A 23,798-nucleotide genomic window follows, 5' to 3' on the forward strand; every position below is an offset into this window, starting at 1 on the left:
CTAGCTCGCGGCCAGAGCGTCGGCACCCGCGATGAGCTCGCTGAGCTCCTGGGTGATCTCGGCCTGGCGAGCGTTGTTGCGCAACAGGGTGAACTTCTTGATGAGGTCGTCCGCGTTGTCGGCAGCAGACTTCATCGCCCGCTGGCGAGCCGCGAGCTCCGACGCCGAGGCTTCCAGCATCGCCGCGAAGATCTTGGACTCGATGTACCGCGGAAGCAGCGCATCGAGGACCTCTTCGGCGGCGGGCTCGAAGTCATACAGCGGGGTGGGCTCGTGCTTGGCTTCCGCATCCTGCTCCACGAAGGCCAGCGGCAACAGACGTCGCACCACCGGCTCCTGCTTCACCATGGACTGGAACTCGGTGTAGACGAGATACAACTCGTCCACGCCGCCCTCCTCGGTGGGCTGCAGGAAGCAATCGACCAGCGTGCGGCCGATCTCCTGAGCACGTTCCACCTCGGGGGCGTCCGTGTTTCCGGTCCATACCTGGTCATACTCCCGCTCACGGAAGTCATAGAACGCCTGCGCCTTGCGTCCGTAGAGGTAGGGGCGGATCTCCTTGCCGTCCTCCCGAAGGCGCTTGGTCAGGGCTTCGCCCCGCTTGAGCACGTTCGTGGAGTAGGCGCCGGCGAGTCCGCGGTCGCTGGTGACGATCAGCACTGCCGCGCGGGTGGGGTTCTCCACCTTCGTGGTCAGCACGTGATCGATGTCGTTCTGCGAGGCCACGGCGGAGACCGCACGTGTGATGGCATCTGCGTATGGCGAGGCTGCCCGCGCACGGCTGCGTGCTTTGCCGATGCGAGACGTCGCGATCAGCTCCATCGCCTTGAAGATCTTCTTCATCGACGAAGTCGATGCGATCTTCTGGCGGTAGACCCGAATCTGGGCTCCCATGCTTGTCCTTCCTTGATGTCGTTCAGCAAGTGATTCTGCTCAGCTGCGGTGTGGACCTCAGCTGCGTGCGGGAATCTCTTCCTGGCTGATCTCGTCGGCGGACATCGCGTCGGTCTGCTCGTTGCCCACGATGGACGTGGCACCCTCGGCGTGGAATTCCTTCTTGAACGCGACCATGGCTTCTTTGAGCGCACTGACGGTGTCGTCCTCGAGCTTGCCCGAGGCGGCGATGTTGGTCAGCACGTTGGTCTTGCGACGCAGGTAGTCCAGCCAGTCCGTCTCGAAGCGCTTGATGTCCGCAGTCTCGACATCGTCCAGGTGACCCTGGGAACCGGTCCAGATCGATGCGACCTGATCCTCGATGGCGTACGGCGTGTACTGCGCCTGCTTGAGAAGCTCGGTCTGGCGCTCGCCGCGCACCAGCTGCTGCCGGGTGGCGGGGTCGAGGTCCGAGGCGAACATGGCGAAGGCCTGCATGTCCCGGTACTGCGCCAGGTCCAGCTTCAGCGTGCCGGAGACCTTCTTCATGGCCTTGAGCTGAGCGGCACCACCGACGCGGGACACCGAGATGCCCACGTCGACTGCCGGACGCTGGTTGGCGTTGAAGAGGTCCGACTGCAGGAAGATCTGACCGTCGGTGATCGAGATGACGTTGGTCGGGATGTAGGCCGACACGTCGTTGGCCTTGGTCTCCACCAGCGGAAGTCCGGTCATCGAACCCGCGCCGAGCTCGTCGGAGAGCTTGGCACAACGCTCGAGCAGACGAGAGTGGAGGTAGAACACGTCGCCGGGGTACGCCTCGCGTCCCGGTGGGCGACGCAGCAGCAGCGACACCGCACGGTAGGCCTCAGCCTGCTTGGAGAGGTCATCGAACACGATCAGCACGTGCTTGCCGCCGTACATCCAGTGCTGGCCGATGGCCGAACCGGCGAACGGTGCCAGGTACTTATAGCCGGCGGGGTCAGATGCCGGGGACGCCACGATGGTGGTGTACTCCAGCGCGCCGCGCTCTTCGAGGGTCTGCCGCACGGCCGCGATGGTGGAGGCCTTCTGGCCCACAGCAACGTAGACGCAGCGAACCTGCTTGGTGACGTCGCCGGATTCCCAGTTGGCCTTCTGGTTCAGGATGGCGTCGATGGCGATCGCGGTCTTGCCGGTCTGGCGGTCACCGATGATCAGCTGACGCTGACCGCGGCCGATCGGGATCATGGCGTCGATGGCCTTGATGCCGGTCTGGAGCGGCTCGTGCACGGATTTGCGCTGCACCACCGAGGGAGCCTGAAGCTCCATCGGACGGCGACCCTCCGGGGTGATGTCGCCCTTGTCATCGATGGGCGTGCCCAGCGGGTCGACCACGCGACCCAGGAATTCGTCACCGACCGGGACCGAGAGGACCTCGCCGGTGCGGGTGACCTCCTGGCCCTCCACGATGCCGGAGAACTCGCCGAGGATCACGACGCCGATCTCTCGGGTGTCGAGGTTCTGGGCCAGGCCCAGGGTGCCGTCTTCGAAGCGAAGAAGTTCGTTTGCCATGGTCGAGGGAAGTCCCTCGACTCGAGCGATGCCGTCAGCCGCGGAGATCACGCGTCCGACCTCGACGCGCTCTGCGCTGCCGGGATCGTAGGATGCGGCGAAATCGTTCAAGGCGTTGCGGACGTCGTCGGCGTTGATGGTCAAGTCGGCCATCTGCAGTCCCTGCTCTCCTCAGTAATGGCCGCGAGGTGCGGCCGGGTGGTTCAAAGATTCACGTATGTGTTGAGCCAGTCTGAAGAAGACTAGCTGGCCAGTCTCCGGTGGAGATCATTGAGTTTGGTGGCCACCGTGCTGTCGACCACCTCATCACCGACCTGGACTCGGATGCCGCCGACCACAGCAGGGTCGAGCACGACGTCGAGCTTCAGCTCTCGACCGAAGTAACGGTCCAGGCTTGCCCCGAGCCGCTGCATATAGCCGGGGTCCAGCTCCTTGGCGACGGTGACCAGTGCGATCCAGCGCTGCTGGCGTGCCGCGATCTGCTCGGTGAAGCGCTCGACGAGCTGCGCGGGTCGAAGCCCGCGCGGCGCCGTCACAGCACGATCGATGAGCAGCCGCGCCTCGGCGCTGGCTCCCGGGGAGAGCTGGGCTGCGAGCTTCTGCTTGGCCTCAGGCGTTGCCTGGGCGTCAGTCAGCGCGCGCTGCACCTGGTGCGAGGAGGCCACGGTCCGCCGGAAGTCCAGCAGTGCCGACTCCAGCTTCTCCAGACCTGCCAGGCCCTCGCGCTCGGCCTGCACCACCACCACGACGACGGCGAGGATCTCGACGGCGTCGCCGAGGTCGCGCTCCTTGCTCCAGCGCCGCGAGACGAGGGCATCGAGGACTTCCGTCGTCGTGCCCCTGACCTTCGCGCCGAAGAGGCTGCGTGCCATCGCCACCCGGTCCTGAGGATCGCGGGAGGGGTCGGTGAGGCTGCGGCGCAGCCCTGCCGAGGAATCGAGCACATCCAGTACAGCGAAGAGCTCACGGGCGACCTCAAGGTCGGCCTGCGCCAATGAGGGCGCGAGCTCCTTCTGCACGGCTGCGAGGGATTCGGTGGTCACCGCTGCCATTACTGTGCTGCTCCTGTCTGGCCAGCCTGGGCTGACTGATCAGCGTCGAGATCCGCGAGGAAGCGATCGACCACTCGCTGGGAGCGGGTGTCGTCCTCGAGCGCCTCGCCGACGATCCGGCTCGCGAGCTGTGTGGCCAGCGAACCGACCTCAGCCTTGAGCGAATGCGCAGCCGATGCCCGTTCTGCGGCGATCTGCTGCTGGGCCTGCTCGGTGATGCGGGCCGCCTCAGCGGCGGCCTTCTCCTTGTGCTCGGCGACGATCTCGGCACCTTCGGCGCGAGCTTCCTCGCGCATCCGGCTCGCCTCTGCACGGGCATCCCCAAGGTTCTTCTCGTACTCGGCCTTCATGGCTTCGGCCTCAGCCTTGGCCTTCTCAGCCTCGTTGAGTCCACCTTCGATGGCCTCGGTACGGGCCTGATAGGCCTTCTCGAATGCTGGCACGATCCATTTCTGGACCACGAACAGCAGCACCAGGAAGCCCAATAGCACAACCAGGAATTCCCAGAAGTTGGGGAGCAACGGGTTGGCGTCACTTTCTGCTGCCTGGATCAGAGATGCACTGATCATGTGTTCACCCTTTTTTCAGTAGTCTGACGATCTCAGAGGGCCCGGAGTTCCGGTGCCCGTCCCAGAAGAATCGGACCAGCGTCAGAGCACGAAGGCGAAGACGATGGCAAGGATGAAGACCGCCTCCGCCAGCGCGAAGCCGAGGATGGCGATGGGCTGCAGCACGCGCTGCGCCTCAGGCTGGCGGGCCACACCGTTGAGGTAGGCCGAGAAGATCATGCCGATGGCCAGTGCAGCGCCGAAGCCTGCGAGACCCATGCCGACCATGTTCAGAGTGCCGTCCATATGTGTTGCTCACTTTCTGTCTGAGTCCCCGTGCGTACCACGCGGACGGTTCTAATGTCTGGCCTACCGGCATGTGCCGGTCCGCCGCTGCGCCTCGACGTCCCGGTAGGAACGCCGAACCGCATAGAGGGAAAAATCAGTGGGCGTCTGCCTCGATCGAGCCCTGGATGTAGATCGCTGTCAGCAGCGCGAAGACGAAGGCCTGGAGGACCATCATGATCAGCTCCAGGAAGTACAGCGGGATGGAGCCGACGAGGATGAGCGCGCCCAGGCCGTAGTCGGCCAGGCCGCCCTGCTGGGCGACGAGGAACTCGACGCCGGAGCCGGCGAGCATCACGATGATGTGCCCGGCGAGCATCACGGCCATGAGTCGCAGCGAGTGCGTCAGCGGGCGGATGATGAAGTTGGAGAGGAACTCCAGGACCACGAGCAGCGGCAGCAGCCACTTCGGCACGCCTGAGGGCACCGTCATGAGCTTGATGAACTTGGGGCCGTGGGTCTTGAAGCCCAGCGCGATCCAGGTGATCCAGATGATCAGGGCCAGCGCGTAGGCGGGGCCTGCGTGGGAGAACGTGGGCAGCTGCAGGCCCGGGACGGCGCCGAAGATGTTGTTGACCAGCACGAAGAAGAACACCGCGAAGAGCAGCGGGATCCACTGCCGGAAGTGCTTCTCGCCGAGGATGTCGCGTCCCAGGGTGTGCCGGACGAACCCGTAGCCGGACTCGGCAAGGTACTGGGTGCGCGACGGGACGAGGGACTGCTTCCGGATCGCCCACATGAAGAACCAGGAGATGACGATGACCGAGAGGATGACCATCAGCATGTTCTTGCCGAAGCCAGTCCCCCACTCCGCCATCCAGGGAAAGATCTCCGGAAGGTGCGTCTCAGAAATCGTGGGCGGCTGGAATCCACCTTCATTGGTGGCCATGGGCGCAAGCGAATGCAACGCTGGTCCTCTCTGCGGTGTCCGTCAGTGGGTTTCAACCCCGGGCATCGGAAGCCGGATCAACTCCGTCTCGCCTTTTATGTGGACCGCCAGTCTATGAGCAAGACTTCCGAAGACGGTCCACGGGCAACTCCCCCACGCAGGTGTTGGAAAACACAGAACTGGTGTGGGAAGTCACCGAAAGCCTACCAGAACAACGACCCCCGGCACTGCCGGAGGACCACCGACGAAGGCGGTCCCACCACACCGAAAGCCGTCCTGACCCGGGTCATCAGTCGTTGAGTCGGTGCCGCAGCGCACGCTGGGCGGCGGCCCGGTTGACCCGCAGCGCACGACGGCGGAGCCAGGGCCCCAGCGTGAGCACCACCGCGGCGCCCAGGCTCAGCACCATGCCCAGAGTGACCAGCCACCAGGGCAGGAAGTTGAAGGAAACGGCTCCGAAGGCGAACAGCGCAGACCAGAAGTAGAGCAGCAGCACCGCCTGCGGGTGGGAATAGCCGCCGTCGACCAGCTTGTGGTGCAGATGGCCACGGTCAGGGGTGAAGGGTGAGGCGCCCCGAGCGGTGCGTCGGACCACCGCCAGCGCCAGGTCCAGCAGCGGCAGCAGGGTCACCGCCAGGGGCAGCAGGATCGGCATGTACGCGGGGATGTTACGGAATCTGAAGCCCTCGGCGAGCTGGCCGACGTCGGCGGTCACTGCCAGCGCCCCGGCCGCCATGACCAGGCCCAGCAGCATGGCCCCGGTGTCGCCCATGATGATCTTCGAGGGGTAGAAGTTGTGCGGCAGGAAGCCCAGACACGAGCCCACGAGCACCGCCATCAGCAGCGTCACCAGGTTCGAGGCGTCGAAGGCGTTGATCGAGAGCGTCAGCAGGTAGCTGTAGATGAAGAACGCGGCGCCGCCCAGCGCGGCGACTCCGGCAGCCAGTCCGTCGAGCCCGTCGATGAAGTTGAAGGCATTGATGGTCAGCACCACCACGAACACGGTCAGCATCGCCTGCACCAGCGGCCCGCCGACTCCGAGCCAGCCCACCGGCATGACCTCGAGCTGGATCCCGTGGAGCACCAGGATGATGGCTGCGCCGACCTGTCCGCCGAGCTTGACCATCCAGGGGATGTCCCAGGCGTCATCGGCCATGCCGACCAGCAGGATCACCACCATCGCCGCGAAGACGCCGCGCACCGGGGTCAGGTCGGCGAAGATCCCACTCAGATAGGGAATCGTGGAGGCGGCGGCGAGACCGACGACCATCCCGAGGAACATCGCCACCCCGCCCCAGCGCGGCTTGATCTGGTTGTGCACATCACGTTCCCGGATCGGGGTGTAGATGCCCAGCTTCAACGCGATGGTCCGCACCGCGGGGGTGAGCAGATAGGTCACCACCATCGAGACGGCGAGGACGGCCAGGAAATAGATCATGAGTGCGAGTCGGACGCCTCTGCCTCGGGCGCCACGCTGGCTACGACGGCCTGCAGCTCGGCCAGGGGCAGGGCCCCGGTGCGCACCACGCGGGGCGGCGTCACCGTGGCGTCGATGATGGTCGACGCGGCGGATGAGCCGCGGTCACCGGCGTCGAGGTACACCGAGACCGACTCGGCGAGCATCTGCTGGGCCTCGGTGACGGTGGTCGCGGCGGGCATTCCGGTGCGGTTGGCCGAGGAGACCGCGAGCGGCCCAGTGGCGTTGAGCAGATCCAGGGCGAGCTCATCGGCCGGCATGCGCAGCGCGACGGTGCCATGGGTCTCCCCCAGGTCCCAGCGCAGCGAGGGCTGGGCGTTGAGGATCAGCGTCATCGGGCCGGGCCAGAACGCCTGCGCCAGGGTCCTGGCCTCCTCGGGCACGTCGATGGCCAGCGCGTCCATGATCTCGGGGCGACCGATCAGCACCGGCGGCGGCATGGTGCGACTGCGGCCCTTGGCCGCGAGCAGCACCGCCACGGCCTGCGGGGAGAACGCGTCGGCGCCGATGCCGTAGACGGTGTCGGTGGGGAGGACCACCGTCTCCCCTCGAGAGAGCGCGTCCTGCGCCGCGGAGATGCCCTCGGCGCGGGAGGCGGGGTCCGTGCAGTCGACTGTCTGGCTCACGCGCGCCATTCTTCCACGCCGACGGCAGGATACGGGTCAGCCACGAGACCTGCGTCAACGGCGGGAGCTGGGTCAGTGACCGCGCTGGTGGCGCGATCCCGGCCGGTGAGGTCCTGGTGCGTGCTCACCTGAGCCAGCGAGCTGTCTGCCTTGCAGTGCTCGGCCAGCGCCTGCGCCTGAGCTTCGGCGTGTTCGAGGATGAACCAGCCTCCCGGCACGAGCAGCCGCTTGGCGGCGGCGATCACCGCATGGGGCATGGTGAGCCCGTCGGCGCCCCCGCCGTAGAGCGCCAGCTCCGGATCATGCACCCGCACCTCCTCCTCACGCGGCACCATGCCGGCGGGGATATAGGGCGGGTTGGACACGACGACGTCGAAGCTGGACTCCCACTCCTCGGGCACCTCACGCAGGTCGCGCTGGTGCAGCGTCACTCCGAGCGGGGCCAGATTCAGCTCCGCCCAGGCGACGGCCTGGGTGGAGAGCTCCACGGCGTGGACCTCGGCCGAGGGGTGTTCTGCGGCGATGGCGGCGGCCAGGGCGCCTGAGCCGGTGCCGAGATCGACCACGCGGGGCCGCCAGGAGGCTGGGCGCTGCGCGGCCATCCGGGCCAGCTGTTCGAGCGCCGCCTGGGCGACCTGCTCGGTCTCGGGGCGCGGGATGAAGACTCCGGGGCCCACCCGCAGCTCGAGGTGCCGGAAGGGCGCCAGTCCGGTGAGGTGCTGCAGCGGCACCCGGTCCGCACGTTCGGCCACCAGGTCGGTGATCCGCTCGGCGTCGGCAGCGGTGACCGAGCTTGAGGCTATGGCCATCGCGGCGAGGCGTCCGCGCGGGACGCCGAGCACGTGGGCGGCGAGGATCTCGGCGTCGACCCTGGGACTCGGAACGCCCGCTGCGCGGAGCCGGGCGGCGGCGTCGTCGATGAGCTGATCGGCCGGGTGGTCCCCCGGCTGGGCACCGGCTGGCTGATGTGTGGGCATGGGACTCAGTCCTGGGTGTCGTTCAGCGCCGCGAGCCGCTCCTGCTCGTCGAGCTCGACGCAGGACTGGATCACGGCCTCCAGGTCGCCGTTGATCACGGTGTCCAGGTTGTAGGCCTTGTACCCGCTGCGGTGATCGACGATCCGGTTCTCCGGGTAGTTATAGGTGCGGATGCGTTCGGAGCGATCCATGGTGCGGACCTGGGACTTGCGCACCTGCGCATTGTCGGCGTCGATCTGTTCCTGCTGGTGGGCCAGGATGCGGGAGCGCAGCACGCGCATCGCAGCCTCCTTGTTCTGCAGCTGGGACTTCTCGTTCTGCATGGCCACCACGATCCCGGTGGGCAGGTGGGTGATCCGCACCGCGGAGTCCGTGGTGTTCACACTCTGACCTCCGGGCCCGGAGGAGCGGTAGACGTCGATCTTGAGGTCGTTCTGGCTCAGCTCCAGCTCCTCAGGCTCGTCGACCTCTGGTAGGACCAGCACACCGGCCGCCGAGGTGTGGATCCGGCCCTGGGACTCGGTCTCGGGCACGCGCTGGACCCGGTGCACGCCGCCCTCGAACTTCAGGTGCGCGTAGACGCCCCGGGCCGGGTCATTGGTGGAGGACTTGATCGCCATCTGCACGTCCTTGTAGCCACCGAGGTCCGAGGGGGTCGAGGAGATGATCTCGGTCTTCCAGCCCCTGGCCTCGGAATAGCGGGTGTACATGCGCAGCAGGTCTCCGGCGAAGAGCGCGGCCTCATCGCCCCCGGCACCGCCCTTGACCTCGATGATCACGTTGCGCACGTCGTTCTCGTCGCGCGGGATCAGCATGCGCAGCAGCTTCGCCGCGGCCTCCTCGAGCTGGGCTGTGAGCGCGGGGATCTCGGCGGAGAACTCGGAGTCCTCCTGGGCGAGCTCCTGGGTGGTCGCCAGGTCCTCGCTGAGCTGCTTCCAGGTCTTGTGCGCCTCAGCCACACCGTTGAGCTGGGCGTAGCGGCGTCCCAGCCGGCGGGCCAGCGACTGGTCGGCGTGGACCTGCGGGTCGGCGAGCTGCTCCTGAAGTTCGGCGTGCTCGGCGAGCAGCGTCGATACGGAGTCGAACATCCGGGCGTTGATCTCTTCGCTCATGACTGGATTCTCTTTCATTTCCGTGGCTGAAGCGCGAACGGAGCGCTGGCGGACCGGGCTGGTACAGGCGAAGCCCGGGGTGAGCGCATGCTCACCCCGGGCTTCGCCTGATGAGTCGGCTAGTTGCCTTTGTCTCCGAGCGTGGTCTTCGACGCCAGCATCAGGAACTCAGCGTTGGACTGGGTCGCCTTGAGCTTGTTGATCAGCAGCTCAAGACCCTGCTCCTGCTCGAGTCCGGAGAGCACGCGGCGCAGCTTCCACATGATCTTGACCTCCTCAGCCGAGAGGAGGTTCTCCTCACGACGGGTGGAGGACTCGTTCACGTTCACGGCCGGGAAGATCCGCTTGTCCGCCAGGCGGCGGGACAGACGCAGCTCCATGTTGCCGGTGCCCTTGAACTCCTCGAAGATGACCTCGTCCATCTTGGACCCGGTCTCCACCAGCGCGGTGGCGAGGATGGTCAGCGAACCGCCATGCTCGATGTTGCGCGCTGCACCGAAGAACCGCTTCGGCGGGTAGAGCGCGTTGGCGTCGACACCACCGGAGAGGATCCGACCGGAGGCCGGGGCCGCGGTGTTGTAGGCGCGACCCAGTCGGGTCATGGAGTCCAGCAGCACGACGACGTCCTTGCCCAGCTCCACCAGTCGCTTCGCGCGTTCGATGGCCAGCTCGGCGACGGTGGTGTGGTCATCGGCCGGGCGGTCGAAGGTCGAGGCGATGACTTCGCCGTCGACCGTGCGCTGCATGTCGGTGACCTCCTCGGGCCGCTCGTCGACCAGGACCATCATGAGGTGGACCTCAGGATTGTTGGCCTTGATCGATTTCGCCAGGGCCTGCAGGATGATCGTCTTGCCTGCCTTGGGCGGGGAGACGATCAGGCCTCGCTGGCCCTTGCCGATCGGAGCGATCAGGTCGATCACGCGGGGTGCGATGTCCTTCGGGTCACCCTCGAGGCGCAGACGATCCTGCGGGTAGAGCGGTACCAGCTTGCTGAACTCGACACGATCGGTGTTGGCCTCCGAAGGGCGGCCGTTGACGGCGTCGAGCTTCACCAGCGCGTTGAACTTCGCGCGCTTCTGCGGGTTCTCCCCGTCGCGGGGGGCGCGGATGTGTCCGTGGACGGCGTCACCCTTGCGCAGGTTGTGCCGCTTGACCTGGGCCAGGGAGACGTAGACGTCGTTGGGTCCGGGGAGGTAGCCCGAGGTGCGCACGAAGGCGTAGTTGTCGAGCACATCCAGGATGCCCGCCACCGGGACCAGGACATCGTCCTCGGTGACCTCGGTGTCGTCGACCTCTGGATCGCGGCCGCGGCGACGGTTGCTGCGGTCGCCCCGGTCGTTGCGGTCATTGCGGTCATTGCGGTCGTTGCGGTTGCGGCTGCGCCGGTTGCGACGCTCCTCGTCACGGCCGCCGTCGCTCCGCTGACCCTCGCTGCGCTGGCCGTCGTTGCGCTCGCTGCGGCTGCCGTCGCTGCGCTGGCCGTCGTTGCGCTCGCTGCGGCTGCTGTCGCGGCCGCCGTCGTTGCGCTGACCGTCGTTGCGATCGCTGCGCTCGTTGCGGTTGCCGCGGCCACCGTCACGACCGTTGTTGTCGCGGTTGTTGTCGCGATTGCGTCGGCCGCGGCCTTCGCCGTCGTTGCGCTGGCCGTTCTCCTGAGTCTGGTCCTGAGTCTGCTCGTTGGAGCCCGACTGAGAGTTCGACTGCTGGGAATCCGACTGCTGGGCGTTGGACTGCTGGGTCTCGGCCGGCGCAGTGTTCTGCTGCTGGCTCCCGTTGTCGTCGCGGTTGCGGTTGCGGCGGTTGCGGTTGCGTCCGCGGGGCTGAGAATCGCCGCCGTCATCGCTGCCGTTGTTCTCGCCACCCTGCTGATCAGCGCGCCGGTCGATGCCGTTGCTGTCATTGCGGCCGTTGTCGCGAGAGTTCTCGGTGCGCGTGTCATCGGTGCTCGCGGCGTTCTCAGCGCTGTCCGCGGTGGAGCCGTTCTGCTCTGCGGCAGCTTCGCTCGCCTTGGACCGGCGGCGGTTGGGGCGCTTGGCGGCAGGCTCCTCGGAGCTCGCGGTCTGCCCATCATTGCCGCCCTTGGCGGCGTCGTTCTCGCGGCCTGCGGCGGCCGCCTGGTCCTGCTTCTTGTCCCGTTCGGCGACGGCGCCTCCGCGCTGATGAGAGGAGATGGCCTCCACCAGAGCAGATTTGCGCATCCGGGAGCTTCCGGTGATGCCCAGCTGTGAGGCAAGCGCCTGCAGCTGAGCGAGCTTCAGACCGGCAAGCCCGGAGCTCTTGGCCTCGGGTGCAGCGGACTCGGCCTTCTCGGGGCTCTGAGTCGCAGTGGTCTCAGCGGTGGTTTCTGTCACGAAGGTTCCTTCCCCCTCGTCAGGCAGGCCCGGCGGATGCGCCGTCCTGCGATGTCTTCAACGGAGCGTCAGAAGTCCGTTGGCTTATTTCAGTTTCTTTCGCGCATACACCGTCGGGGAGACTTCTTGCACGGTCCTCGTCCCCGGCGGGGAGTGGGATCATCGCGGGACTCTGCTGATTCACTCTGTTGAGGAGTCTGCACCGTCCAGCGCGCAGGAAAAAGCGCAATTCGCGCGAAAGAACATCATGGTGATCTCTACAGGGCCAACTCAATGGATCTGGGGAGAGAGCGTGCGGGGCACGCCATCAACGCTGATGTGCCTCCACTGTAGCACCCGCGCCCGCGATCGGCAGGATTGAGGGGGTGAACACATGGCCCCGCGCGTCGGGCCCGCCAAGTGCCGAGATCTGTTGTGCCGCGGCGCTGGCCTGGGCGTCGGAGTCAGCGAGCACAAGCACCGTGGGTCCCGCGCCGGAGATCACGGCGGCGAACCCCGCTGCGCGGAGTCCGTCCACCAGAGCCATCGACCCGGGGAATGCGGGACGGCGCTGTTCCTGATGCAGCGCGTCCTCAGTGGCGTCGAGCAGCAGCTCCGGAGCGCTGGTGAGGGCGTGGACCAGCAGCGCTGCGCGCGCGGAGTTCTGCGCCGCGGCGGAATGATCGACCTGGGCGGGCAGGAGGTCTCGTGCCACCTGGGTGGACTGCTCGAAGTTCGGCACGGCCACCACGGTGCGCAGGTCCGGGTGCGGGATCAGCGGCGCGGTCTTGAAGGCTCCGTCTCGGGGGTGGACGGCGGACCCGTCAGGCTCACCGGCGGAGCCCAGCGCGGTGGCGGCTGCCTGCCAGGAGATTGCAACCCCTCCGCGCAGCGCCGGGACGTAGTTGTCCGGATGGCCCTCGATCCGGGAACCGATCTGGAGCTTCTCGTCGTCGCTCAACCCGTCTGGGAGCAGCGTGTGCGCGGTCATCACGGCCGAGGCGACGGCCGCTGCCGAGGATCCGAGCCCGCGACTGTGTGGAATGTTGTTGACCGCTCGGACCTGAAGGTCGGGGAGGCTGAAGCCCTTGGCGTTGAGGATCTTCTCGACCAGGGTGACCACCAGGTGGGATGCATCGCGGGGCAGCGTTGCGGAACCCTCACCCTCCACCGTGATCTCCACCTGCGCGGTGGTGCCGCTCCGCGGCGCGGCGTGGACGGTGATCTCATCGTAGAGACCCAGTGCCAGACCCATGGTGTCGTAGCCGGGGCCGAGATTGGCGGAGGTGGCCGGCACCTTCAGGTGGAAGGACGCCGGGGCGGCTAGCGGCTCACGAAGGGCAAGGTCGTTGGCACCTTCCGCGTCATGTCCCTGCGCGGCAGGTGGCGTCGCGGCCGAGGGGGCCAGTGCCTGTTCAGGGGCGAGGCCCTGTCCTAGCTTGTGCATGCTGGGCTGCCCGCTCATCGAATCAGAGCCCCAGCTGCCGGGCCACGGTCTCGACATCCTGCGGGACCATGGTCGGGGTGACGTCCGAGCCGTCGGCGTTCTTCAGCGCCCAGTCTGGATCCTTCAGGCCGTGACCGGTCACGGTGATCACGATCGTCTTGTCCGCCGGCATCTCACCGGCGGAGTGCTTCTTGATCAGTCCGGCGACGCCGGCAGCGGAGGCGGGCTCCACGAAGACGCCCTCCTTGGAGGACAGCCAGCGGTGCGCGACGAGGATCTCCTCGTCGGTCACCGACTCGATGACCCCGGCAGACTCATCCCGAGCGGCCTCGGCCTTCTCCCAGGAGGCGGGATTGCCGATCCGGATGGCCGTTGCGACCGTCTCGGGCTCGGTCACCGGGTGGCCCATGACGATGGGCGCGGCGCCCTCGGCCTGGAACCCCCACATGATCGGGGTGTGGCTGGCCACCGCGGCGAGCTCCTCACCGGTGCCTCCCCCGTAGGGGTTGGTCCAGGGCTGGGAGTACTCCTTGTAGCCCTTCCAGTAAGCGGTGATGTTGCCGGCGTTGCCGACCGGAAGCAGATGGTAGTCCGGGGCATCGCCGAGTGCGTCCACCACCTCGAAGGCTCCGGTCTTCTGGCCTTCGATGCGTGCCGGGTTCACCGAGTTCACCAGGAAGACCGGGTAGTTCTCGGAGAGCTTGCGGGCGATGTCGAGACAGCCGTCGAAGTTGCCGTCCACCTGGATCAGCTCCGCACCGTGGGCGACCGCCTGGGAGAGCTTGCCCATCGCGATCTTGCCCGCCGGCACCAGGACGGCGCAGGTCAGACCGGCCTGGGTCGCGTAGGCGGCGGCCGAGGCGGAGGTGTTGCCGGTGGAGGCGCAGACCACGGCCTTGGCGCCCTCGGCCACCGCGGCGGTGATCGCCATGGTCATGCCGCGGTCCTTGAAGGATCCCGTGGGGTTCATCCCTTCCACCTTCAGGTAGACCGTGCCGGAGACCAGCTCGGAGAGCGCGGGGGCGTAGACCAGCGGGGTGCCGCCCTCTCCCAGGGTGATGACCTCGGTGGTCTCCTCCACGGGGAGTCGGTCTGCATACTCACGGATGACTCCGCGCCATTGGTGCGCCACGAGTGGGGGCTCCTTCATCGTCGTGCTGGTGGGATCTGCTCTGTGTGGGCTGGGCCCAGGACTACTGTTCGACCTCGACGCGAAGCACCGAGTTCACTGCCAGGACCACGTCCAGGGCGCGCAACGTGGACACGGTGTCGGAGAGGTGCTTCTCCTTCGCCAGGTGCGTGACGATCTGCACGACGGCGCCGCGTTCGCGCGCCGCCTCGGTGTCCACCTCACCGTCGGTCGATACGCTTCCGGGCTGGCGCATGGATTCGATGGAGACGTGGTGATCGGCCAGCACGCGGGCCACCTCGGCGATGACACCCTCACGGTCAGCGACTTCCATATCAATGTAGTACTGCGTGCGGGCGTCATCCACCGGCAGTGCGCGAACCGTCTGGGAGTCTCCGTTGGTGTCGGTGGTCCCGGGGTGGTCCGGTCCGCTGTGCAGTCGGCGCGCCACGGAGACCACATCACCCATGATGGCCGAGGAGGTGGGCAGCCCGCCGGCTCCCTGTCCGTAGAACATGAGCTCCCCGGCGTTCTCGGCGACCACGAAGACCGCGTTGAAGGCTCCGCGGACGCTTGCAAGCGGGTGGGTGCGGGGCAGCAGGGTGGGGTGCACGCGCAGGATGGCGCCGTCGTCGTTCTTCTCGACGATCGCCAGCAGCTTGATCACATAGCCGGAAGCCGCGGCGGCCTCGATGTCGGCGGAGGTGACGGAGGTGATGCCCTCGCAGTAGACGTCGTCGATGCTGAAGGGCGCGTGGAAGGCCAGCGCGCCGAGGATCGCGGCCTTGGCTGCGGCATCGTGGCCCTCGACGTCGGCGGTCGGGTCGGACTCGGCGTACCCGAGCCGCTGCGCCTCGGCCAGCGCGTCGTAGAAGGCGGCGCCGGTGGAGTCCATCTGGTCCAGGATGTAGTTGGTGGTGCCGTTGACGATGCCCATCACCTTGGTGATGCGGTCGCCGGAGAGGGATTCCTGGATCGGGCGCAGGATCGGGATGGCGCCTCCGACCGCGGCTTCGAAGCGCAGCAGGGCGCCGGACTCTGCGGCGGCCTGGCTGAGCTTTCCGCCCTGGACCGCGAGCAGCGCCTTGTTTCCGGTCACCACTGCGGTGCCGGCGCGCAGCGCGCGCTCCACCAGGGCGCCGGCGGGCTCGAGGCCGCCCATGAGTTCGATGATCAGGTCGGCCTCGTCCACCAGCGCCTCGGCGTCGGTGGTGAGCAGCTCGCCGGGGATCTTCCAGTCACGCGGGGCCTCGACGTCGCGGACGGCGACGCCGATCAGCTTGATCGGGGCACCGACCCGCGAGGAGATGAGCGCCCGCTCCTCGACCAGGGTGCGTGCGACCTGTGAGCCGACGTTGCCTGCGCCGAGCAGACCGATCTTCAGCGGCTCTGCGGTGGTCCTTGCTGCGGACATCATGACCTCAATCCCTTGTGCCTGTTCGGTTCCCGGCGCTGCGCGCGTGCTGTGTGTCAGTGTGCGGCAAAGCCGGTGTCACGCCCGAGCATGTCCTGCTCGGTCTCTCGGCGGATGAGCACCTGGGAGGCGCCGTCTGCGACGGCGACCACTGCGGGTCGAGTCAGGTAGTTGTAGTTGCTCGAGAGCGAGTGGCAGTATGCGCCGGTGGCGGGAACGGCAAGGAGATCATCCCGGGCCGTCGCCGTCGGCAAGTATACGTTTCGCACGACGATGTCGCCGGACTCGCAGTGTTTGCCCACGATGCGAGACAGCGCGTGGTCTCCGGTCACCCGGCGCGAGGCGAGCACCGCTGAATAGTCGGCGTCGTAGAGCACTCCGCGGGCGTTGTCGCTCATGCCGCCGTCGACGGCCACGTAGCGCCGGGACACGGTGGTGCCGTCGGGGGCGTCGACCTGGACGTCCTTCTGCACCCCGACTCGGTAGAGCGTGACCCCGGCGGGGCCGACGATGGCCCGGCCGGGCTCGATGGAGATCCGTGGGACGCTCAGTCCGTGCTCCGCGCAGGCCTGCTTCACCGTGGCGGCCAGGGCTGCGGCGATTGCTTCGGGGGCCCGCGGGGTGTCGGCCTCGGTGTAGGCGATCCCGTGTCCGCCGCCGAGGTCGAGCTCGGGCAGTTCCACGCCGTAGGCCGCACGCAGGCTGGCCAGGAAGGCGATGAGCTTCTGCGCGGCCAGTTCGAAACCGGCAGGTTCGAAGATCTGCGAGCCGATATGGGCGTGGATTCCACGGAGTTCGACGCCGGGAAGCTCCAGTGCGCGCGAGGCTGCTGTCCAGGCGGGCGAACCGAGGTAGGGGTTGGTGACTTTCGTCTCTGCCCCGGCAGCGTCTGCACCGGACGCGTCTGTACCGGACGCCGGGGTCAGGGAGAGGCCGAACTTCTGATCCTCGTGCGCGGTGGCGATGTATTCGTGGGTGGAGGCGTGCACGCCGGGAGTCAGCCGGAGCATGACCGGGGCGCGGGTGCCGGCCGCCACGGCCAGCGTGGAGATCCGTTCAAGCTCATCGAGGGAATCGGCGATGATGCGGCCGATCCCAGCGTCGAGGGCGCGCTGGATCTCGGCGTCGGACTTGTTGTTCCCGTGCAGTCCGATCTGCCTCGGCGGAACCCCGCCGGCCAGGGCGAGGGCCAGCTCGCCGCCGGAGGCGGTGTCCACGCAGAGCCCCTCCTCCACGGCCCAGCCCGCCACATGGGTGCTCAGGAAGGCTTTGCCGGCATAGAAGACGTCCACCTCGGCCTCAGGGGCGAAGGCTGCGCCGAAGGCCTCGCGGAAGCTGCGGGCGCGGGCCCGGAAGTCTGCCTCGGAGAGCACGTAGAGCGGCGTGCCGTGCTGGGCGGCGAGGGTCACGACGTCGACCCCGCCGATCACCAGGCGGCCCTCGGCGTCGCGGTGCGCGTCGGCCGGGAGCAGCGCCGCCTCGAGGTCATCGGTGTCCCGACGGGCGGTGAGCCAGGCCGGTGCCAGCGGATGCGCGCTGGGGGTGGTTGATTCTTCGGGGGCAGAGCTGCGGGTCGTGATGGCGGCTCACATCCTTTCGGGTGCGGTGACGCCGAGCAGCGCCAGTCCGTTGCGCAGCACCTGGGCGGTGGCGTCGTTGAGCCAGAGCCGGGTGCGGTTGAGATCGGTGACCGGGTCCTGGACGCCGTCGGGGCTGACGCTGGGCGCCACCCGGCACACGGCGTACCAGCCGTGATAGGCGCTGGCCAGGGACTCCAGGTAGCGCGCCACCCGGTGGGGTTCGCGCAGCTCGGCTGCCGAGGCCACCACGGAGGTGAAGCGTCCCAGGTGGGAGAGCAGCTCCTCCTCGGTCTCATGCGTCAGCAGCCCGGCATCGAAGCCGTCGCGGTCCACTCCGGCGGCCTCGGCGTTGCGCGCGGCATTGCGGGAGCGGGCATGGGCGTACTGGACATAGAAGACCGGATTGTCATTGGTCCGCGACTGCAGCAGCTCTGGGTCCACGTCGATCGGGGAGTTCGCTGGGAACCGGGCCAGCGTGTAGCGCAGCGCGTCGGCGCCGAGCCAATCGATCAGGTCGGTGAGCTCGATGATGTTGCCGGCGCGCTTGGACAGCTTCGCGCCGCGGATCGACATCAGCTGCCCGATGAGCACCTCGATGTTGCGCTGCGGATCGTCACCGGCGCAGGCGGCGATGGCCTTGAGCCGGGAGACGTAGCCGTGGTGGTCCGCGCCGAGCAGGTAGATCTTCTCGGTGAAGCCTCGCTCCCGCTTGGAGAGGTAGTAGGCGGCGTCGGCGGCGAAGTAGGTGGGCTCACCGTCGGCCTTGAAGAGCACCCGGTCCTTGTCATCACCGAAGTCGGTGGTGCGCAGCCAGACGGCGCCGTCGCGGTCCTCGATGTGGCCCTGCTCGCGCAGCGTCTCCACCGCGGCGGCGACCTTGCCCTCGGCGTGGAGGGCCTGCTCGGAGTAGAAGACGTCGAAGTGCACGCCGAACGCGGTCAGGGTGTCCTTGATCTGACCCATCTGCGCCTGGTAGCCCAGCTCGCGCACGATCGGCAGCGCCTCTTCGCGGGGCATGTCCTTGACGTCCGGGCGGGCGGCGAGGATCTCGTCGGCCAGCTCGATGACGTAGTCACCGGGGTAGCCGCCCTGCGGGACGTCCTCGCCGTGGATGCGGGAGAGCACCGAGTGGCCGAAGACGTTCATCTGGTTGCCGGCGTCGTTGACGTAGTACTCGTTGGCGACCGTGGCGCCGGAGGCGCGCAGCAGCCGGCCGATGGCGTCGCCGAGCGCGGCCCAGCGGGTGTGCCCGATGTGCAGCGGTCCGGTGGGGTTCGCGGAGACGAATTCGACGTTGACGCTCCGCCCGGCCAGCGCCTCGTTGTGGCCGAAGGTGTCCCCTGCTTCGACGATCGTGCGGGCAAGCTCCCCTGCGGCGGCGGAGTCCACGGTGATGTTGATGAACCCGGGGCCCGCGATCTCGATGCGCTCCACGCCGGCGACCTGCTGCAGCCTGGCGCCGACGATCTCGGCAAACGCACGCGGGGGCATCCCGGCCTTCTTGGCCAGCTGCAGGGCGATGGTGGTGGCCCAGTCGCCGTGCTCGCGATTCTTGGGGCGCTCGATGACGACGTTCTCGGGGAGATCGACGCTCAGCTCACCGGCTTCGACAGCCTCGGCGAGCACGCTCTTGACAACGGTGGAGAGTTCTTCTGGAGTCACCGGAACAGTCTACGCGGTCCGCCCCGGGAGCCGGGTCAGCACAGGATGGCTCAGCTGAGCAGACCGAGCACACCGCTGATGCTCAGGTAGACGCCGAGTCCCGCCAAGGTCAGGCCGCTGCCCATCTCGATGCGTCCGGTCACCACGGGGTTCGAGAGCCAGGAGTTCGCGGCATCGACCAGCAGCACGACACCGATCAGGTAGAGCCACATGCTGGCGGCCACAGTGCCGCCGAGCACCCCGATCGCAAAGGCCGGGGAGGCTCCGACGGGAGTGAACTGCGGGAAAAGTGCCAGGAAGAACAGACCGACCTTCGGGTTGGTCATGCAGCTGCCCAGCCCGATCAGGAATGTGCCGCGGAAGCTGGTGATGTCGCGGCGGGTGCGACGGCGGGGGGAGTCCTCCGATCCGCGAGCGCCTGGGCCCTCCTCCGCTGCGGGGGGTTGGGGATCGTAGGGGCCCCCGACCAGCACGGGAACTTCGACGTCGGCGCGGGCCAGTCGGTGCGCCTTCAACGTGATCGAGGCGCTGCGCACCGCGCGGGCACCGAGGAAGATCACGTAGAGGCCGCCGACGAGGCTGAGCAGCTCATAGGCCACCGGGGAGGCCTGGAACAGCGCCGCCAGGCCGGTGGCGGCCAGCGCCGCCCAGATCAGCGCGGCCACTGAGGATCCGGTCGCCGCGCCGAGGCCTGCCCGGCGGGAGAGCAGCGCATTGCGCAGAGACAGCATGGTGTCCTGCCCCGGGGTGATGGCCAGGACGGCGGAGACGGCGAGCAGACCGAAATAGCTGGAGAGTGTCACAGCTCCATCCTGGGACACCACACCGATCAGGACAAGCAGATAAAAGCTTAAGACTGTTCGGTATAAACGAATCGGCGCCATACTGGTGCCATGTTGAACCCTCACAGGCTGCGCGTGCTGCACTCGGTGATCGCCACCGGCTCGATCCAGGGCGCCGCGCGCAGCCTGCACTTCTCCCCCGCCACGGTGAGCCAACATATGAGCATCCTTGCGCAGGAGACCGGGCTCAAGCTCTTCGAGCGCAGCGGTCGCGGACTCACCCCGACGACGGCGGCACTGTCCCTGGCACGGGGCAGCGCCGCCGTGCTGCAGGGTCTCGACGAGCTGGACCGTCAGGTGGAGAGCCTGCGGCTGGGCCGGTCCAGCCACCTGATGCTCGCCAGCTTCACCTCCGCGGCGAGGGAGTGGCTGCCTCGTGTGGTCGCCACCCTGCGCGCCAAGGACCCTGGGATGACGGTGCAGATCAGCCTCAACGAGCCCTACGCCGAGAAGACCGGACGTCCGGTGGACATCGACATCCGCAATGAGTCACCGCTGGAGCCCGAAGAACACTTCAAGGGATATCTGCGGCACCTGCTTCGGCACGAGGACTTCGCCGTCGTCGTTCCTGCTGATCATCCGCTCGCGGACTCTGCGACGGTGGAGGTCCAGGAGCTCAGCAATCAGATGTGGGTGGACCATGACATCAAGGACAGCCCCAACGGCAGGATGATCCGCACCGCCTGCCAGGCCGCCGGATTCGTGCCCCAGTTCGCGGCCCGGCTCGATGACCACAACGCCGCCCTGTCTCTGGTGGCGGCTGGACTCGGGATCACCGTGCTCCCCCACCTGGCTCTGCGCGATCTCCCGCTCGGCACGGTGGTCCGCCCGCTGCGAAATCCCACGGTGCAGCGCCGGATCGTCGCCCACGTGAAACAAGATCGCGCAGGCGAGGAGCTGGTCGTGGCGGCACTTGAGGTGCTGCGCGAAGAATCCGAGAAATCACTCGACGAAGAACCCTTGACCTGACCCCTCAGCAGTCCTAATGTACAACCACATGGTTATACGTTCTGAGGTGTCGGCTCCCCCCAGTGACGCCCAGGTGGACCGGATCTTCCGGGCCCTGGCAGACGCCACTCGCAGGGACATCGTCAGGCGCACCCTCGGTGAGGAGGCAACAGTCTCCGCCCTGGCCGCGCTCTATGAGATGTCCTTCGCCGCCGTGCAGAAGCACGTCAGCGTCCTCGAAAGCGCCGATCTGGTGACCAAGCGCCGGCAAGGGCGCGAACGCCTGGTCCGCGGCAACCCTGACACCATCCGTGGAGCCCAGGCACTGCTCGATGAGTACGCGCGCATCTGGCAGGGCCGCATCTCCCGCCTGGACGCCCTCCTGGCGGACACCACGACGCAAGACACCAGTGGGCAGCACTGATACAGAAAGGCTCGTCATGCCCATCACCTCAGTCACCAAGGACGCCGAAGCATTGACCATGACTGTGGTCTCCGACTTCTCCGTGCCGGTCCAGCGGCTCTGGGACGCCCACGCCGACCCCCGCCAGCTTGAGAAGTTCTGGGGACCCGAAGACTGGCCGGCAACCTTCACCCGCCACGACTTCCACCCCGGGGGCCGTTCGCACTACTGGATGACCGGCCCGGACGGCACTCGGGCCGCGGGCTACTGGGAGTTCCTCGCCATTGACCCCGGGCGCTCCTTCGAGGTCACCGATGGCTTCGCGGACGAGTCTGGCACACCGAATCCCGAGATGCCGCAGATGCGCCTGCGCCTGACCTTCGACGAGACTCCGCATGGATCCAGGCTGACCTCGACCTCCTGGTTCAACTCCACCGAGGACTATCGGCAGCTGCTCGAGATGGGCATGGAAGAGGGCCTGACCTCGGCCATGGGCCAGATGGATGCGGTCCTGGAGGATCTCTCCTCCTTCGCCGCCGGCAGGGGCGCCCAGACCCAGATGCTCACCGACACCAAGGTGCGGATCAGTCGGATCATCCGCGGAACTCCCGAGAAGGTCTGGCAGGCCCATCGTGACCCAGACCTGATGCGGTGCTGGCTCCTGGGCCCGGACGGATGGCGCATGAGGGAATGCCAGCTCGGTGAGAAGGTCGGCGAGAGCTACCGCTTCGTCTGGGAGCGGGAGGAGGACGGTTCGGACAGCTTCGCCTTCTTCGGCGAGCTCAAAGAGCTCGACGCGCCCCACCGTGAAGTGACCACCGAAAACATGGAGGGGATGCCCAGTCCCCCCAACATCAATGAGCAGACCCTGACACCGGTCCACGGCGGCACCCTTCTCACCGTGGTGATCACCTACCCCGACAAGGAGACCCGCGACATCGTCCTGGGAACGGGCATGGCAGACGGCATGGAAGCCAGCTACGCCAGGCTGGAGGCGGTCTTGACAGCCTCCTCCCGGTCATAGCGGCAGGCTCATCCCGACCACGCCCCCGACCAATTCAGGGAGGACCTGTATCGATGCCGCAGCCATTCACCATCACCCTGCCGATCGCTGATCGTCGCCGCTCCCACACGTTCTACCAGGACGGCCTCGGGCTCGATCCGGTGGGTGACGTGGCGCAGGACGGCCTCCCCGAACCGCTGCAGTTTCGGCTGCTCGGGGAGGCCTACCTCTGCCTGGTCCCCACCGAGGCCTTCGACTGGGTGCTGGGTCCCCGCGAGCTGTCCCCGGCGGAACACAGCGAGTGCCTGCTGGGCATCGCCCTCGCTGATGCCCAACAGGTCACCGCCATGACCGAACGACTGGTCACAGGCGGGGGCACGGTGCTCACCCCGCCCACCCACCAGCCCTGGGGATTCGAGTCCCTTGTGGCGGACCCAGATGGTCACGCCTGGCAGCTCTACGTCGGGTGAGCCAGAGATCTCCTCGGCCCGATGGGAAGGAGCACCCCAAGCGGCACATCACGGTCCTCGGCGGTGCATCAACGCAACCGCGTTCCGGCCGGTCGGAGATCTCAGGAGCGGACCTGGCGATCGCCTTCCTCGTCACCGCTCTCTTCCTCGTCACTCGCTGCACCGTCCTTCTGCGAATCCTTACCCTTAGGGCGCCGTACCAGCAGGTAGGTCGCGCCGAAGAGCAGCACGCCGGCGCCGATCGCCGCGGCGATCGCCCACTCCTCCCCCACCAGATCGTCCAGGAAGGACCGCGCAGGGGACTCTGGATCGACGAGGGCGACCACCACGAAGGCGGTCACGACAAATGTGGCCAGAATCGTCCCCAGTCGCCGCCACCACCGCGAGGATCCGACCTTCTGCAGAGAATGCCCGGCCTTGGCCACCTGTTTGGCGCGCAGCACCCGCAGCGCCCCGACGCTGCGCAGAAGACGCAGGAGCTGCATGGGACCGACGCTGAAGACCACGCCGACGATGACCAGCACGCTCAGACCCACGAGCCACCAGTTGCGGCGCAGCCAGTCGATCTTCTTGGGCGACACCAGGAACAGCACGATGGTCTCGAAGATCAGCACCACACTGGTGATCCAGAGCCCCACGTGGCCGATCATCTCGAAGGGCTCATCCAGGAGGGTGAGGAAGACCGCCGGGACCGACACCACGGCCGCGATCAGCACCGGCCAGGCAAGCCTGTCCTCCCAGCGCTCTTCGAGCTCGCGGGCTCGGTCCTGGGACGCTCTGCCGCTGGCAGTCTCGGCGAGCTCTCCCGCGGCGGCGGAAGCACGCTGTCTCTTGGACTCTGGACCGCGCTCGTGTTCGTCGGCGGAGGTGGGTGCGGAAGTCATAGTCCCAGGGTAGAGGGGTTCTCAGCCGGTTGAGCGAGGCATCGGGCCGCCGAGGTGTGCGACCGCGCCGCGGCACTTCGCAGTCGATCGATCGTGAGTCGCCTGGGGGTTATAGGAACAAATGTGTGTACAGCACGGCCCTGGATCCCTGACCTGACGCCGATGTAGAGGGTTTCACATGCTTTGAAAGCATGTGCTGTGACTCCTCCCTCGAATCAGCCGGTCTGTGGTGT

Annotated in this window: 22 protein-coding genes; 4 read left to right on the top strand and 18 right to left on the bottom strand. The window is 67.3% G+C overall.

Translation table 11 applies throughout. The features are described 5' to 3' along the window. The 17 genes from LSI54_RS08510 to LSI54_RS08590 form a co-directional block, all read right to left on the bottom strand. A complete protein-coding gene (locus LSI54_RS08510; RefSeq protein ID WP_241478142.1) occupies window positions 1-894 on the bottom strand; it encodes a F0F1 ATP synthase subunit gamma in 894 nt (297 codons plus the stop codon). A 57-nt stretch (window positions 895-951) separates the two neighbouring features. Next, window positions 952-2,580, bottom strand: a complete 1,629-nt coding sequence (gene atpA, locus LSI54_RS08515; RefSeq protein ID WP_241465011.1) for a F0F1 ATP synthase subunit alpha — start codon at window positions 2,578-2,580, stop codon at window positions 952-954. An 89-nt stretch (window positions 2,581-2,669) separates the two neighbouring features. Continuing rightward, a complete protein-coding gene (locus tag LSI54_RS08520; protein ID WP_241465012.1) occupies window positions 2,670-3,479 on the bottom strand; it encodes a F0F1 ATP synthase subunit delta in 810 nt (269 codons plus the stop codon). After that, complete coding sequence (locus LSI54_RS08525; RefSeq protein ID WP_241478143.1) at window positions 3,479-4,048, bottom strand: F0F1 ATP synthase subunit B; 570 nt, start codon at window positions 4,046-4,048, stop codon at window positions 3,479-3,481. Before LSI54_RS08525 ends, LSI54_RS08520 begins: the two co-directional genes overlap by 1 nt. An 81-nt stretch (window positions 4,049-4,129) precedes the next feature. Continuing rightward, window positions 4,130-4,333: an ATP synthase F0 subunit C gene (locus LSI54_RS08530; RefSeq protein WP_036476452.1), complete on the bottom strand. Its 204-nt coding sequence runs from the start codon at window positions 4,331-4,333 to the stop codon at window positions 4,130-4,132. A gap of 136 nt (window positions 4,334-4,469) precedes the next feature. After that, window positions 4,470-5,261 carry a F0F1 ATP synthase subunit A gene (atpB, locus tag LSI54_RS08535; RefSeq protein WP_241465014.1) on the bottom strand — a complete coding sequence of 264 codons (792 nt, stop codon included), beginning with the start codon at window positions 5,259-5,261 and terminating at the stop codon, window positions 4,470-4,472. 289 nt (window positions 5,262-5,550) lie between these two features. Continuing rightward, the gene (locus LSI54_RS08540) at window positions 5,551-6,699 is read right to left on the bottom strand and encodes an MraY family glycosyltransferase (RefSeq protein ID WP_241465015.1); all 1,149 of its coding nucleotides are present in this window, start codon (window positions 6,697-6,699) and stop codon (window positions 5,551-5,553) included. Next, window positions 6,696-7,373 carry an L-threonylcarbamoyladenylate synthase gene (locus LSI54_RS08545; RefSeq protein WP_241478144.1) on the bottom strand — a complete coding sequence of 226 codons (678 nt, stop codon included), beginning with the start codon at window positions 7,371-7,373 and terminating at the stop codon, window positions 6,696-6,698. Before LSI54_RS08545 ends, LSI54_RS08540 begins: the two co-directional genes overlap by 4 nt. Then, the gene (gene prmC, locus LSI54_RS08550) at window positions 7,361-8,341 is read right to left on the bottom strand and encodes a peptide chain release factor N(5)-glutamine methyltransferase (protein WP_241478145.1); all 981 of its coding nucleotides are present in this window, start codon (window positions 8,339-8,341) and stop codon (window positions 7,361-7,363) included. The genes LSI54_RS08545 and prmC overlap by 13 nt, the downstream gene beginning before the upstream one ends. A gap of 5 nt (window positions 8,342-8,346) precedes the next feature. After that, entirely contained in the window at window positions 8,347-9,429 is a 1,083-nt protein-coding gene (gene prfA / locus LSI54_RS08555) for a peptide chain release factor 1 (RefSeq protein ID WP_241465107.1), read from the bottom strand. A 143-nt stretch (window positions 9,430-9,572) separates the two neighbouring features. Beyond that, window positions 9,573-11,804, bottom strand: a complete 2,232-nt coding sequence (gene rho / locus LSI54_RS08560) for a transcription termination factor Rho (protein ID WP_241478146.1) — start codon at window positions 11,802-11,804, stop codon at window positions 9,573-9,575. A 307-nt stretch (window positions 11,805-12,111) separates the two neighbouring features. Further along, window positions 12,112-13,230: a homoserine kinase gene (gene thrB, locus LSI54_RS08565; protein WP_241465019.1), complete on the bottom strand. Its 1,119-nt coding sequence runs from the start codon at window positions 13,228-13,230 to the stop codon at window positions 12,112-12,114. Window positions 13,231-13,252: 22 nt separating this feature from the next. Further along, window positions 13,253-14,362, bottom strand: a complete 1,110-nt coding sequence (thrC, locus tag LSI54_RS08570) for a threonine synthase (RefSeq protein ID WP_241465020.1) — start codon at window positions 14,360-14,362, stop codon at window positions 13,253-13,255. Window positions 14,363-14,423: 61 nt separating this feature from the next. Beyond that, entirely contained in the window at window positions 14,424-15,773 is a 1,350-nt protein-coding gene (locus tag LSI54_RS08575) for a homoserine dehydrogenase (protein ID WP_241478157.1), read from the bottom strand. A gap of 56 nt (window positions 15,774-15,829) precedes the next feature. Beyond that, window positions 15,830-17,353, bottom strand: coding sequence for a diaminopimelate decarboxylase family protein (locus LSI54_RS08580; protein ID WP_241478158.1), 1,524 nt, complete (start codon window positions 17,351-17,353; stop codon window positions 15,830-15,832). A gap of 6 nt (window positions 17,354-17,359) precedes the next feature. Next, entirely contained in the window at window positions 17,360-19,015 is a 1,656-nt protein-coding gene (gene argS / locus LSI54_RS08585) for an arginine--tRNA ligase (RefSeq protein WP_241478147.1), read from the bottom strand. Between the two features lie 50 nt (window positions 19,016-19,065). Beyond that, window positions 19,066-19,818: a LysE family translocator gene (locus LSI54_RS08590; RefSeq protein WP_241465022.1), complete on the bottom strand. Its 753-nt coding sequence runs from the start codon at window positions 19,816-19,818 to the stop codon at window positions 19,066-19,068. A 90-nt stretch (window positions 19,819-19,908) separates the two neighbouring features. Here LSI54_RS08590 and LSI54_RS08595 point away from each other — a divergent pair, with 90 nt between their 5' ends. Genes LSI54_RS08595 through LSI54_RS08610 form a run of 4 tightly spaced genes read left to right on the top strand, consistent with a single transcriptional unit; the run spans window position 19,909 to window position 22,681 of the window. Beyond that, window positions 19,909-20,826, top strand: a complete 918-nt coding sequence (locus LSI54_RS08595; RefSeq protein ID WP_241478148.1) for a LysR family transcriptional regulator — start codon at window positions 19,909-19,911, stop codon at window positions 20,824-20,826. Window positions 20,827-20,854: 28 nt separating this feature from the next. Next, window positions 20,855-21,229 (top strand): ArsR/SmtB family transcription factor, encoded by a 375-nt coding sequence (locus LSI54_RS08600; RefSeq protein ID WP_241465024.1) that lies wholly within the window; start codon window positions 20,855-20,857, stop codon window positions 21,227-21,229. Window positions 21,230-21,245: 16 nt separating this feature from the next. After that, entirely contained in the window at window positions 21,246-22,232 is a 987-nt protein-coding gene (locus tag LSI54_RS08605) for an SRPBCC family protein (protein WP_241478149.1), read from the top strand. A gap of 53 nt (window positions 22,233-22,285) precedes the next feature. Then, window positions 22,286-22,681: a VOC family protein gene (locus tag LSI54_RS08610; RefSeq protein ID WP_241478150.1), complete on the top strand. Its 396-nt coding sequence runs from the start codon at window positions 22,286-22,288 to the stop codon at window positions 22,679-22,681. A gap of 101 nt (window positions 22,682-22,782) precedes the next feature. On the opposite strand, the gene LSI54_RS08615 is transcribed toward LSI54_RS08610, so the two are convergent. Beyond that, on the bottom strand, window positions 22,783-23,565 hold the full coding sequence (locus LSI54_RS08615) for a hypothetical protein (RefSeq protein ID WP_241478151.1): 783 nt from the start codon (window positions 23,563-23,565) through the stop codon (window positions 22,783-22,785). Window positions 23,566-23,798 lie beyond the last annotated feature (233 nt).

Origin of the sequence: Nesterenkonia sp. AY15, assembly GCF_022565855.1 — a bacterium.
Classification (GTDB): domain Bacteria; phylum Actinomycetota; class Actinomycetes; order Actinomycetales; family Micrococcaceae; genus Nesterenkonia.